The organism is Aeribacillus sp. FSL M8-0235 (assembly GCF_038000355.1).
GTDB lineage: Bacteria > Bacillota > Bacilli > Bacillales > Aeribacillaceae > Aeribacillus > Aeribacillus composti.
In genome coordinates, this window is record NZ_JBBOBW010000001.1 from 3,541,872 (window position 1) to 3,554,133 (window position 12,262).

A 12,262-nucleotide genomic window follows, 5' to 3' on the forward strand; every position below is an offset into this window, starting at 1 on the left:
ATAGCAAAAAATTTTCTTCTTTTACAGGCTTTACTTCAATACATCGATTGACTTTCTCTACCAACCTTATATGACAGATCGACTGTCGAGTTCAAAAATCATTTTTGAAATGTTCCTTTATCTGAACTAAGTATAAAATAAAAGTAAACAAATATTATCCAATAAATAGAGTTAATACTCAACAAATCGCTTTCAGTTATATTGCCAGTAAGCTCGTAAAACAAGTATAACAGAGGCAGCATTAAATAATAGTTTTTTCCTAATATTATTAACTTAACAGCCTTAAAAAATGTCTTAATATAAATTATTAGGAAAATGGTTGTACCAAGTAAACCTACCTGCAATAATAATTCTAGTATCCCATTATGAGAGTAGTAAGGTGTCCAACCTATTACTCTATATATATAGTTGGACTGCAAGCCTTCCCATCCTAACCAAAAAGCATTATAACCATATCCTAAAAATAAGCGTTTTTCTATAAATCCCCATACCACTAACCATAATTCTGTTCTCCCAGTAAGGGTTATGTCTTTTCCTAATAAGTCCAAGATATCTGATAAGTTACTAATAACTAAATAGAAGACTAATCCGCTTAAAATATTAACTAATATCAAGGAAGGAATAATAATTCTCGAGGTTTTTCGGACAAATTTAAAAAATGGTATCACAATTATTAAAATTATTAGCATAATTAACGCAGTACTTGATGTTGACAAAATTACAAGAAGTACGGATAAAATAAAGAAAATCAACCCACTAGTCTTTTTGTATTCTAAAAAGTAAATTAGAGAGAAGATTGAACTTAGTATCGAAATTCTTCCTAAAGTATTTTTATGTAAAAAGATTCCTCTCCAAGCACCACTATGATAAACATCTTGATGAACCCCTAGATCAGGTAACATAATTGAAAAAAAAACAGACAATATACACATAACTGCAAAAGAGATGAAAATTACTTTTGAAAATTTTTCTAATTTATACTTTGTTGCTAAAAATAACGCAAAAAGAGTAGAACCTACTAGTTCAAAAGTGCTTATAAGTGATATTTTCGGATCATTTGACCATAACATAGAAATAAAACACAAAAACGTTAATATCCAAATCCCTAATGATTTCTTTATTATTTGAACTGTTTTTTTATAATTTGTGATAACATAAAACAGACTTATAAAATATAAAATATACCATTGTATCTGAGTTATTTTACCAAAAACGGGATCTAAGTTAAAAAGAAGTAAAGTAATTCCTTTAGAAAATAATATTATACCAAATATAGTAAATAATACGGACGGTATCTGTTTGATTTCTATTTCTCTGTTAAATAACAATAATTTCATAATTCCCTCCAACGAATATTAGGCAAAGAACATTACTATATAAGTCCAATTTGACTTTTCATCATGTTCACAATCTTATATTTCCCAATTCTAGAATATATTATTTTAGATGAAAAAGTATTTCAAAAAGTCAGACCTACTCATATGATGGATTTTTAAGTTAGATTTATATAGAAACTAAAAAACATAATTAATTTTAGAGCAAATTTATTTATTCCCCGTGATGCCTCTTGTATTCTTCATACTTAATTCCTAATAGGCCATTAAAAATACCTATACTCCTCCAAATATATCTTAAGTTTTTAACTATTTTATGCTTACCAAAAAATACACTAAACGGAAGAAATACTAATCCTTGTACAAGCCTTATAAAGGCCTTTAAAAACCTAATAATCAATACTTTTTTTGATGAAATGACATCTACCTCACATCTAGCAATTGTATTTCCCAATCTATATGCTCTTTGTAATATCCAACGAAGATTTGCCCTACTATTGGGTACTATTTCAGTCACAATAGCTTCGTCACTCCATATTATTTTAAATCCCGATTGATTTACCCTCATAAAAAATTCTGTATCACTACCACCAGTTAAAGCATATCGTTCATTGAAATGTTTATCCATAGATTTAAAAACATCCATTTTTATAATGACATTGTTAGTGGCAGCATAATCGAGCCTCGTTCCAGTTGAATATCTAAATCTTTCAAAAAATCCTCCCTTTAATATCCAACTCGGGACGTTTTCCCTAAACTCGGGGAGTACTGGCCCTGTAACCACATCAGCATTAAATCTTTTTTGTGTATATAAGAGTTCATCTAACCATTGAGGTGAAGGTATCTCGTCATCATCTATAAAAACTACTTGATCAGCGTAATCTTTTATAATATTTACTGCTTTGTTCCTTGCAAAAGGAATACCGCGTTTACTTTCTATATCATAAATAATTTCCCATTTTATTATCTTATTTAATTCTTGACAAAGTTTTTTCGATGAAGCTTCGGTGTCATTATCAACTACCACAACTTTAATGTTTGGTATACTATTTTTTGTGAATCTCATTTTATCTAACCCTAAAATAAGTTGTTCTAAACTTTTAGGTCTCTTATAAGTGATAACACATATAGCAATATTCATATTTTCCTCCCGGAACTAAAAAGCGTTAGAAGGCTACTTGTCATTATTTACAACTTCTTCATAAATAGACTCCAATTTCTTAGTTTGTTTTTTCAAATTAAATAATTCATTTACTCGTTCCCTTCCGTTCTGGCTATACCTTTTCCAAAGGGAATTATCTGTTAATAACTCTTCTATATATAGAGCTAATTGCTTATAATCCTTTTCATCTGCTAATAACCCTGTCTCACCGTGGGATACGGCCTCCATAATCCCCCCTGTCTTAAAACTTACTACTGGTAGTCCCATTGAATTAGCTTCAGCAAAAACCATTCCAAACCCTTCGGATGCTCCTGTTTCAACAGTTATGCTCGGAACACAAAATACTTTTGCTCTATTCATCCATAAACGAACCTTCTCATGTGACTGAACACCAAGAAATTCATAATTTTTTATGTTTTCTTTTGCGAGCTTATAATATTTTTCACGTAGAGGACCATCACCAATAATAATCAATTTCACATTAAGTACCTTTTTTTCAACTTCCCTCATAGCTTTTATAAGATAATCTAACCCTTTATTTTCAACTAAACGTCCTACAAATAATACGATAGGTTCTCTGTTATTATAAAGATTAGGAGAAAAAAATTCTACATCCACACCTATATAATGTTTTATCACTTTATTAGGAGGATATCCTTGTTCGATTAATTTGTTTCTAATAAAATCAGAAACAGCTATAAATAACGTACCATATTTTTGTATTTTTTCACGTTTTTTTACATAGAGATTATGCACATAGGACATTTTTTTTAGGTAATGGTCTTTTATTGTTACGTCAGACCCATGAAATGTAATTAAAAGTGGAATACCAAATAATTTTGCTAGTTCTAAAGATAAGACCCCCCCAAAACCAAAATGAGCATGAATTAGTTTTGGATTTATCAACCTAAGCTTTTTCTCAACATTGGGACTTCTACCCACTAATTTAAAATATATTTCTTGCATTCTCCCTAGGTATCCACCGTTATTTATTATTATTTTTTCATATGGAATATCTAAACCTTCAACTAAGCGAGAACCTAAGAAATAAGGATAAAAATTTTGTAATCCCTTAACCTGCTCAAGGATAAAGGTTTCAGAAGGTGGAAGTATTCTATCCCTATATATTAATATTGCATTATTAGTATCTTTCTTCATTGAAAATCCTTCCTATAAGACATTTAATTAATAAAAATCCTGATTTTATCAACATTGGCACATCAAAATCACGAATCGATGACTTTAACACTTGAAAGGCAATTCTACCTGATTGTAATTGTTTTTTTTCTAGGTTCCATAAACCAGAGGCTACATGATATCTAATAAACCTAGACTTTTTTCTAAAATCCTTTGTCTTACGATTTTGATTTGTATAAAGGTTGTTTCCATGAATTCGTTGTGAACTTAATACTTGATTACATACAAGTACAGGACTTAACATTAAAGATGCATACTTCAAATAGTTATCAGCAGTTATTCTTAATTTTTCAGGAATAGGTGTAATTTTTTGTATGAGAGACTTTCTAAATGCTAGAGCAGATGTAGCAGGTAAATAAAAATCAATTTGACCATACTTTGCTTTTTTTCTGTAATCTCCTGATTTTGATAGCAATTTAGATATATCTTCATGTTCAGCAATTAATACATTATTTGAGTTATTATCAATATGGTTCATTTTATGAATTAGCCAATCATAACCTGGATTATTTTTGAAGTATTCTACAATTATTTCCACCTTATTTGGATGAAATATGTCATCTGAATCCAAAATACAAATTATTTCACCTTTACAATACTTAAAACCTATATTAAAAGCAGAAGCTTGGCCACCGTTTTCTTTAAAAACTGGTAATATACCCCTGAAGCTATTGATTATGTCCCTTGAGTTATCAGTTGAACCGTCATCAACAACTATTATCTCAATATTACGGTATGTTTGATTTAGTGCACTCCTAATTGCTTCCGAAATATAGTTTCCATAATTATAATTATTTATAAGTATACTCACTAATGGTTTATCTCTCATACCGATCTCCTAATTATATAGTTTTTATATTTCAAAACAGCATATCTAGAATTTTTGTTAATAATTACCATTAATAATGGTAGAAACATTAATAAGATAACAAATATATTATTGGCAAAATTCACAAATAATAAAGGAATGAATCCAATAATCCAAGGAACAGCTTTTTTATAGGAAGCTTTCATATGTTTTGATAATTTATAATGAATAACAATGTACCCTAAAAAAGCAGCAACTTCAGCCCAACCATATCCTGCAACTCCAAGTAGCGGTACAAATATAATCGAAGAGATGAAAAAAATAATTACATGAACCATATGGAATAACGTTACTGACCAATTTTCTTTCTTAACATAAAGGACCGAAGAGTGCATGTTAAAGACAGAATTAATTAAATAACTTAAAGCAATAAAAGGGAAAATTATACTTAGTGACATCCATTTCTGTCCAAATACAATAGGAATTATATAGGGTGACAGTAAAGAAAATCCAACTAAAAAAGGACCAACAGCTATTACTTGCACCATCATACCTTCATCTACTGCATCTTTTAGTTTTTTGTTATCACCTTGTACTTTAGCAAGTGCAGATATAGATATTCTCCATGTTATCTTTTTTACAAAACTTAGTGCCTCAACTACCCTTATAGCTAAAGCAACTATCCCCACAGCCTCTGCACCTAAAAACTTCCCTACGATTAAAGGATTAATCAAGCTCCTGATCTGCCAAACCCACATAGAAGACGAATAACCAATACCGTATTGGACCATATCTTTTAAATCATTTAAATTTTTAGTTAATCGGGGCATATACCTAGATGCCCACAATGTTCCTATTGATATCATAATCTGCTGTATCCAATAACCAACAACAGGCGCCCAAACTCCACAATCCATATACGCTAAAAATATTGCTGTTGAATAATATGTTATTTGACCCACTAACTCAATATATGCTATTGCTTTATAATTTAGCGATCTCTCAATTTTAGCAGTACCTGGTATTATAAAAGATTGTAATGGCAGTGTACATACTAATACTACAAAAGGATATATTATATCTGGATTACTTAACCATTTTCCTAAATAATTAGCAAATAATAAACCTAAAATGGTAATAATGGTATTGGTAAAGAATAAAACAGTAAAAGCCTGATTGTAATCACTTTCTAATAATTTTTTTTCATTCCGAACTAAATATACATTTATACCAAGACCACCAATGCTAACACCATACATTAAAATCGCTATAACAGAGGAATATATTCCATAGTTCTTGGGACCTATTATTCTTGTTAAAAGAAACATCCCGCCTACACTAATAATTAACCCCATAGATTGCCTGAAAAATAAATATAAGCCACCCTGTAACACTTTTTCTTTTAAATTATGTGAAACACTTTCATTAGCAATTGTCATAATAACCGTCTCTTTCTTCCGAAAATCATCAAAATGTGTTACTTCTAAACATAATTACTATAGTTTTAAAAAGTATTTTCAGATCCATAAACAATGATACGTTATTAATATAGGTAAAATCATATTGTAGATTTTCATGAATTGGCTTAGTTCTATCTAAACTTACTTGCCATAACCCTGTTATTCCAGGTTTAACTAGAAATCTTTGTTTCTCATAATTTGTATAATATTTATCAACGATCAACTTTTGTTCCGGCCTTGGTCCAATAAAACTCATTTCACCTTTTATAATATTTATTAATTGTGGCAATTCATCCAAACTTGTTTTTCTCAAAAGTTTTCCTACTCTCGTAATTCTCGGGTCATCATCACTAGTCGGAGAACGTCCCTGTGAGAGAACATCCTGATACATTGTTCTAAATTTATAAATTAAAAATTCTTTCCCATCTTTTCCTATTCGAACTTGTTTAAAGATTATAGGACCGGGGGAATCTAATTTGATAAATAATGATATAATTAACCAAATTGGTAAAGTAATAACTAGTAAAATAATTGCAGCTAAAATATCTAAAGTTGGTTTTATGATATTAAAATAAGCCCCCTCAGGTTTTTTAATCACGATATTAGTGATATTATTACTGATTTTATTATTTAAAAAAGTGACTTTCATCATAACCAATCCTATCTATTTACCTGCACTTTGACTTCTTCCAAAAATTTAATAAGGTAATTGTAAAATTCATTTTTTAAAGTATTATCTCTTAAAGCAAATTCAACTGTAGCTTGTAAGAAACCTAACTTGCTACCAACGTCATATAATTTACCATTGAACTGGAAAGCATACATTTCTTTTTGCAACGCTAACTCCTGCAATGCATCTGTTAACTGTATCTCGCCGCCTACACTTGGATTTGTATTCTCTAATATATCAAAAATTATAGGATCTAAAATATATCTTCCTATAATAGCCAAATTTGAAGGAGGATTATGCTTAGGTTTCTCTACTAAACTTCTTATAAGAGTTAAATTATCTCCTACATTGTAACCATCTACTACACCATATTTATGAACTTCTGACCATTCAACAGGTTCAACAGCAATTATCGAACTTTGCTTCTCTTCATAAATGTCTATCATCTGTTTTAAGCAAGGGACTTCACTGTCGATCACCATATCACCTAATAATACTGCAAATGGCTCATCTCCAATAAATTTACGTGCACACCAAACGGCATGCCCAAGACCTAGCGTTTCCTTTTGTCTGACATAGTGAATATCAACCATATTTGTAATATCTTGAACAACTTTGAGGAGATCTATTTTATTCTTTTCTTCCAAATTAGATTCCAATTCGTAGTTTTTATCAAAATGATCTTCAATTGCTCTTTTGCTTCTCCCTGTTACAATTATAATATCTTCTATTCCGGAATTTACTGCTTCTTCAACAATATACTGAATCGTCGGCTTATCAACGATTGGCAGCATTTCTTTCGGCATCGCTTTCGTTGCTGGCAAAAAGCGCGTGCCGAGCCCTGCTGCTGGAATGACTGCCTTTCGTACTTTTTTCAACAATCTCCCCCCTTTATTTCACCTCTGCTTTCACATCATTTAGTATTTCTTCCATAAATGAAATAAGATCATCTCTTAATTCATCATGCTGCAGCGCAAACTCAATCGTCGTCTTAATAAATCCGATCTTTTCTCCGACATCATACCGTTTTCCTTCGAAGTTGTAGGCGAAGACACGCTGAATTTCGTTCAGTTTTTGGATGGCGTCTGTTAGCTGGATTTCGCCGCCGGCTCCGATTTTTTGTTCTTCCAAAAACAGAAAAATTTCAGGTGTCAGTATGTACCGACCCATGATGGCGAGATTGGATGGCGCGGTTCCTTTTGCCGGTTTTTCGACGAAGTTTTTGACTTCGTATCGGCGGTCCGTTTGTTCGAGCGGCTCGATGATGCCGTAGCGGTGTGTTTCTTCTTCAGGAACAGGCTGTACGCCGATGATCGATGCTCCCGTTTTTCCATATTCGTCCATCAGCTGTTTTAAGCAAGGCTTGTCCGCCTGCACGATGTCATCTCCAAGAAGCACCGCAAACGGTTCGTCGCCGATGAATTTTCGGGCACACCAGACGGCATGTCCAAGCCCTTTTGGTTCCTTTTGCCGTATGTAATGAATATCTACTTTGGAAGATTGGCGCACTTTTTCCAAGAGATCAAATTTTTCTTTTTCCACTAAATTGTGTTCAAGCTCAAAGTTGTTGTCAAAATGATCTTCGATCGCTCTTTTTCCTTTTCCGGTGACGATGATGATGTCCTCAATTCCGGATTCGATCGCTTCCTCTACTATGTATTGAATCGTCGGTTTATCAACGATCGGCAGCATTTCTTTCGGCATCGCTTTCGTTGCGGGCAAAAATCTTGTTCCGAGCCCCGCAGCTGGTATGATGGCTTTCCTCACTTTTTTCAACATACTCACTCTCTTCCCTTTGTACTTTTTGTTTATACGGACCTACGTATAATCTATTCATCCATAGAGCATACGTAGATACATATCGGTTTTGAAAAAAAATAACCACTTGATGTCGTCCCCAGTGGTTTTCCAGTTTACTTCTTAGTTTTAACATTTTTTGCTAAAATACACCATCCATAGCTCTCCCTAGTTCAGTAATTGTTTTGCTTTCTATTCTGTATGTTTTTCAGGCATCTCATTTATGATCAAAGCTTAATATCTTTTTGAGCAAGTTTTTATCAAAAAATTTTTTCTTATGTATTACGATGCTTCATTCCTCGACGTTTTCTATTTTTTGCACTTGTTTCACATTTATCATCATGAATTAGTATTATCCTTCTTTAATACAGATCAAAGGATACTTTGCAGGTGTTGGTTCATTTTGGCACCCACCAATGAATTTCTTTTGTTAATAAACCGGGCATCTAACCCGCCCTCACACCGCACCATCGACGACTAGCGTCTAAGGTGTTCTTTTTGATGCACCCACAGCGCGGCCGAGTGCCTCTATTGATAAAGGTAAAGAGACATCACCTTTTTAAGGCATCTTTTATTTCACAAAACAATCTGTCAAATAGCCAGTCATATATTGTAGTTTAGAAAATTCCAAAAAACTTCTTTTTTTTGATGCGCTCGGGAGGTTCTTTGTAAATCGATTCGTTTCGAATGACGCAGTCGGCGTTTTCTTTGAAATATTCGACCGCATCTATGCCAAATTGTTCTTCCACTTCCGCAAAAGCTTCCTGCATGTGAAAGCTCCTATACTTCAAATCGTGCGCATCTGAAGCAATAAAATGAACAAGATTGGAATTTAGCAACTCGAAAGAAAATTTTTTAATTTTGCTGCCAAACGTTCCCGTAATGCTTGCTGCTGTCAGCTGGGCTGCCGCTCCCTGCTTTACAAGCTTATACAAAAGGTCGGGATTTTGCGCAATTTCGCTGTTTCTCTCTGGATGGGCAATGATCGGATTCAGCCCGGCCATCATCATATCAAATATCAACCGTTCCGCATATCTTGGCACATGGTTTGAAGGAAACTCAATTAAAATATAGTTTGACTGATTTAAACCGCCGCAGTTCCCAGCCGAAAAGTCTTCAAGCAGTTCCCCGTACAGCCGGATCTCTTGGCCGGGAACAACTGTAAGCGGAATTCCTTCCTGTTTCAATGTTTCATTCAATTTTTCTGTCTTTTCTTTAACGAAGCTCCATTCATTGTCAAACTTCCCGTTTTTATGGTGCGGTGTAGCGGTAATGGCCGAAATCCCTTGACGGACAGCCGCTCGCGCCATTTCGATACTTTCAGTCAAATGCTTCGCTCCATCGTCCACTTCCGGCAATATATGACAGTGCAGATCAATCATCATACGACACCATCCTTCAAATCACGGAAAAAAATCAGATATTCTCATTTTAAACAAGTAGACTGTTTTTTTCAAAGAAAAATAGGAAAAAATACCTAATTTTTCCCGCCGTAATAATAGTAATAATGGCTGTCTTTCTGCGGCTTGCCGTTTAATACAACTCCTAACAGCTTGCTTTTTGCCGACAACAATGATTCTTTTCCTTTTAACGCTGCTTCTCTCTCCGTTTTTCCGCTTGCCACCACCATGATCGACGCATCGACTTGATTAGCCAAAATTTGCGCATCCGCTACCGCTAAAAGAGGCGGAGAATCAATAAGCACAATGTCGTACTGATCATAAGCTTCTTTGAGCAGCTCCACCATGCTTCTCGATGACAAAAGCTCGGCTGGATTCGGAGGAATCGGTCCGCTCGTTAAAACGTCCAAATGATCAATTTCACTTATCGACACAGCTTCCTGTAAAGTCGCATTTCTTAACAGCACGCTCGTTAATCCGTGAATGTTTTGCAGCCGGAATGTATAATGAACTGTCGGTTTGCGCAAATCGGCGTCAATTAACAGCACCTGCTTCCCTTGCTGAGCAAATACAACAGCCAAGTTTGCCGCCGTTGTCGACTTCCCTTCTCCAGGGCCAGTTGATGTAATCATGATCGAACGAATTTCATGGTCAACAGATGAAAATTGAATGTTTGTCCGAATCGTCCGGTATTGTTCAGAGATCGGCGATTTCGGGTTGAGCGCCGTGATCAATGTGCGCTGTTTTTGCTTCATTCCTTTCGCTCTAGGCGCCATACGTCTCACCCCTGACTCTCGATTTTTTTACCGCTTGATTCATTGTCGAACTGTTCATTTCATTATCCATTTCAGAAATTGCCCCAAGCACAGGAAGCTCCAAAAGCTTCTCAATATCCTGCTCCGTCTTTACCGTGTTGTCAAGATACTCAAGCAAAAACGCAAGTCCGACGCCGGCCATCAATCCGACAACAAACGCAATCGCCATATTTAAGACAGGCTTCGGCTTGACAGGGGAAGCATTCTCTTTCACTTCCGCTTTCGACAAAATGTTGACGTTGTCAACGTTCATAATATTTTTAATTTCCTTTTGGAAAACGCTCGCGATCGTGTTGGCAATATTTGCTGCGTGATTCGGGTCAGGATCTTGAACGGAAATGTTGACGACCTGCGAGTCCTTTTCGCTTCCGACTGTAATTTTTTCATTTAATTCGTCGACCGTCTCGTTTAAACCCAGCTCTTCAATCACCAGCTCCAAAATTCTTGGACTTTTAATAATGACATTGTATGTATTGATAAGCTGCAAATTCGTTTGAATTTCGTTGTATTGAAAAGCGGCTTGGTCATCCTTCGTTTGGTTGACTAAAATTTGGGTGGAAGCTTGATAAATCGGAGTAATAAAAAAATAGCTGACAATGCCGCTTGCCGCCGTTGCAATCGCCGTAATGAGAATAATTAAGCTGATCCGTTTTTTCAATGTATCCAATATCTCTTTTAAACTAATTGTTTCTTCCATGTTTACCTCCGTTGCAAAAAATGTCATTACCTATCAATTTATTATAATATTAAATTCTTCCAACATCTAGTTGATTCGACAATTTTTATAGAGAATTTTGTCCTTTTTCAGAAAAAAGCGTAAGGAGGCGAATCGCTTCAATTCACCTCCTGACACTTTCTTCCTACATCGTATTCAGCAAAATTGCAGAAGCCACCCCAATGGCAACAGCAAAAACCGGAAAAATGATATAAAGGCACATTTTTTTAATTTTTCTTCTCGCCTCGATTTCTTCCGGTGTCAACCATTGACCTTTCAACCCTTCACCCTCCCCTTCCCCTGATGCGCTTCTCCTAGCAAATACCAAGAAAGCGTCATCAAAAACTTCACAAATCCTTACAAAAATAATATGAAGTAAGAACTACATTACCCATATCGGTCAGCCGCCTTATGATGTTTACAGGAAAAAAGGCTTATTTTTAGTTCGGTGGAGATAGAACAATCAAACGTTCCCTAGCTTTTAAAACATGCAGAATGAAAGGAGATGTCAGATAAGTCACTTAAAATAAATCAAGTAGAGAAAAACAAACCGTTTTTCTCTACTTGATTTCGTATATTTCTATTTTTGTTTGAAAGTATCTCGCGGATGCCAGCTACTTTCAGTATGTTGCGGGATAATGCCACAATCCCACAGCTATGATACATACACCTTTTTAATCTCGTGTTCAAGCTGTTTTAATAATTCTTTCGTAGTGACATGTTCGTTTGTTTCACCTTGCTTATACGCATTAAGGAGAATTTTCAGAAATTCGTCCTGGATCTTCTTTGTCTCTTTCATTCTGAAAAATTTCCTTTCTTCAAATTTTTACAAAATTAAACAGCAAGATATGACAATTATACTAACATCAAATCAAAGTTGCAATAGTTTACTAGACAAGAATAG

Annotated in this window: 13 protein-coding genes; all 13 read right to left on the reverse strand. The window is 34.4% G+C overall.

Annotated elements, in window-relative coordinates; all coding sequences use genetic code 11:
• Positions 1-98: 98 nt before the first annotated feature.
• The 13 genes from NSQ71_RS17185 to NSQ71_RS17245 all read right to left on the reverse strand — a co-directional run bounded on the left by NSQ71_RS17185 (position 99) and on the right by NSQ71_RS17245 (position 12,157).
• Positions 99-1,337 (reverse strand): O-antigen ligase family protein, encoded by a 1,239-nt coding sequence (locus tag NSQ71_RS17185; RefSeq protein ID WP_340734312.1) that lies wholly within the window; start codon positions 1,335-1,337, stop codon positions 99-101.
• 211 nt (positions 1,338-1,548) lie between these two features.
• Positions 1,549-2,475 carry a glycosyltransferase family 2 protein gene (locus NSQ71_RS17190; RefSeq protein WP_340734313.1) on the reverse strand — a complete coding sequence of 309 codons (927 nt, stop codon included), beginning with the start codon at positions 2,473-2,475 and terminating at the stop codon, positions 1,549-1,551.
• Positions 2,476-2,508: 33 nt separating this feature from the next.
• A complete protein-coding gene (locus tag NSQ71_RS17195) occupies positions 2,509-3,654 on the reverse strand; it encodes a glycosyltransferase (RefSeq protein ID WP_340734314.1) in 1,146 nt (381 codons plus the stop codon).
• Positions 3,638-4,522, reverse strand: a complete 885-nt coding sequence (locus NSQ71_RS17200; protein ID WP_340734315.1) for a glycosyltransferase family 2 protein — start codon at positions 4,520-4,522, stop codon at positions 3,638-3,640. The genes NSQ71_RS17195 and NSQ71_RS17200 overlap by 17 nt, the downstream gene beginning before the upstream one ends.
• Positions 4,519-5,940: an oligosaccharide flippase family protein gene (locus NSQ71_RS17205; RefSeq protein WP_340734316.1), complete on the reverse strand. Its 1,422-nt coding sequence runs from the start codon at positions 5,938-5,940 to the stop codon at positions 4,519-4,521. The genes NSQ71_RS17200 and NSQ71_RS17205 overlap by 4 nt, the downstream gene beginning before the upstream one ends.
• A 28-nt stretch (positions 5,941-5,968) precedes the next feature.
• The gene (locus NSQ71_RS17210) at positions 5,969-6,613 is read right to left on the reverse strand and encodes a sugar transferase (protein WP_340734317.1); all 645 of its coding nucleotides are present in this window, start codon (positions 6,611-6,613) and stop codon (positions 5,969-5,971) included.
• Positions 6,614-6,621: 8 nt separating this feature from the next.
• Positions 6,622-7,512, reverse strand: a complete 891-nt coding sequence (gene galU, locus NSQ71_RS17215; RefSeq protein ID WP_445684700.1) for a UTP--glucose-1-phosphate uridylyltransferase GalU — start codon at positions 7,510-7,512, stop codon at positions 6,622-6,624.
• Between the two features lie 10 nt (positions 7,513-7,522).
• Positions 7,523-8,410, reverse strand: coding sequence for a UTP--glucose-1-phosphate uridylyltransferase GalU (gene galU / locus NSQ71_RS17220; RefSeq protein ID WP_340734319.1), 888 nt, complete (start codon positions 8,408-8,410; stop codon positions 7,523-7,525).
• Between the two features lie 635 nt (positions 8,411-9,045).
• Complete coding sequence (locus tag NSQ71_RS17225) at positions 9,046-9,810, reverse strand: tyrosine-protein phosphatase (RefSeq protein WP_340734445.1); 765 nt, start codon at positions 9,808-9,810, stop codon at positions 9,046-9,048.
• Positions 9,811-9,905: 95 nt separating this feature from the next.
• Positions 9,906-10,604 (reverse strand): CpsD/CapB family tyrosine-protein kinase, encoded by a 699-nt coding sequence (locus NSQ71_RS17230; RefSeq protein ID WP_340734320.1) that lies wholly within the window; start codon positions 10,602-10,604, stop codon positions 9,906-9,908.
• Complete coding sequence (locus NSQ71_RS17235) at positions 10,594-11,340, reverse strand: YveK family protein (protein ID WP_066248041.1); 747 nt, start codon at positions 11,338-11,340, stop codon at positions 10,594-10,596. The genes NSQ71_RS17230 and NSQ71_RS17235 overlap by 11 nt, the downstream gene beginning before the upstream one ends.
• Before the next feature lie 163 nt (positions 11,341-11,503).
• On the reverse strand, positions 11,504-11,638 hold the full coding sequence (locus NSQ71_RS17240) for a hypothetical protein (protein ID WP_339210625.1): 135 nt from the start codon (positions 11,636-11,638) through the stop codon (positions 11,504-11,506).
• A gap of 375 nt (positions 11,639-12,013) precedes the next feature.
• On the reverse strand, positions 12,014-12,157 hold the full coding sequence (locus NSQ71_RS17245) for a hypothetical protein (protein ID WP_186439282.1): 144 nt from the start codon (positions 12,155-12,157) through the stop codon (positions 12,014-12,016).
• Positions 12,158-12,262 lie beyond the last annotated feature (105 nt).

Excerpts from the sequence above, each read along its gene's own strand:
- NSQ71_RS17210 (WP_340734317.1), bottom strand. The coding sequence starts at position 6,613 with ATGATGAAAGTCACTTTTTTAAATAATAAAATCAGTAATAATATCACT.
- NSQ71_RS17190 (WP_340734313.1), bottom strand. The coding sequence starts at position 2,475 with ATGAATATTGCTATATGTGTTATCACTTATAAGAGACCTAAAAGTTTA.
- NSQ71_RS17225 (WP_340734445.1), bottom strand. The coding sequence starts at position 9,810 with ATGATTGATCTGCACTGTCATATATTGCCGGAAGTGGACGATGGAGCG.
- NSQ71_RS17205 (WP_340734316.1), bottom strand. The coding sequence starts at position 5,940 with ATGACAATTGCTAATGAAAGTGTTTCACATAATTTAAAAGAAAAAGTG.
- NSQ71_RS17235 (WP_066248041.1), bottom strand. The coding sequence starts at position 11,340 with ATGGAAGAAACAATTAGTTTAAAAGAGATATTGGATACATTGAAAAAA.
- NSQ71_RS17195 (WP_340734314.1), bottom strand. The coding sequence starts at position 3,654 with ATGAAGAAAGATACTAATAATGCAATATTAATATATAGGGATAGAATA.
- galU (WP_340734319.1), bottom strand. The coding sequence starts at position 8,410 with ATGTTGAAAAAAGTGAGGAAAGCCATCATACCAGCTGCGGGGCTCGGA.
- NSQ71_RS17185 (WP_340734312.1), bottom strand. The coding sequence starts at position 1,337 with ATGAAATTATTGTTATTTAACAGAGAAATAGAAATCAAACAGATACCG.
- NSQ71_RS17200 (WP_340734315.1), bottom strand. The coding sequence starts at position 4,522 with ATGAGAGATAAACCATTAGTGAGTATACTTATAAATAATTATAATTAT.
- NSQ71_RS17230 (WP_340734320.1), bottom strand. The coding sequence starts at position 10,604 with ATGGCGCCTAGAGCGAAAGGAATGAAGCAAAAACAGCGCACATTGATC.
- NSQ71_RS17245 (WP_186439282.1), bottom strand. The coding sequence starts at position 12,157 with ATGAAAGAGACAAAGAAGATCCAGGACGAATTTCTGAAAATTCTCCTT.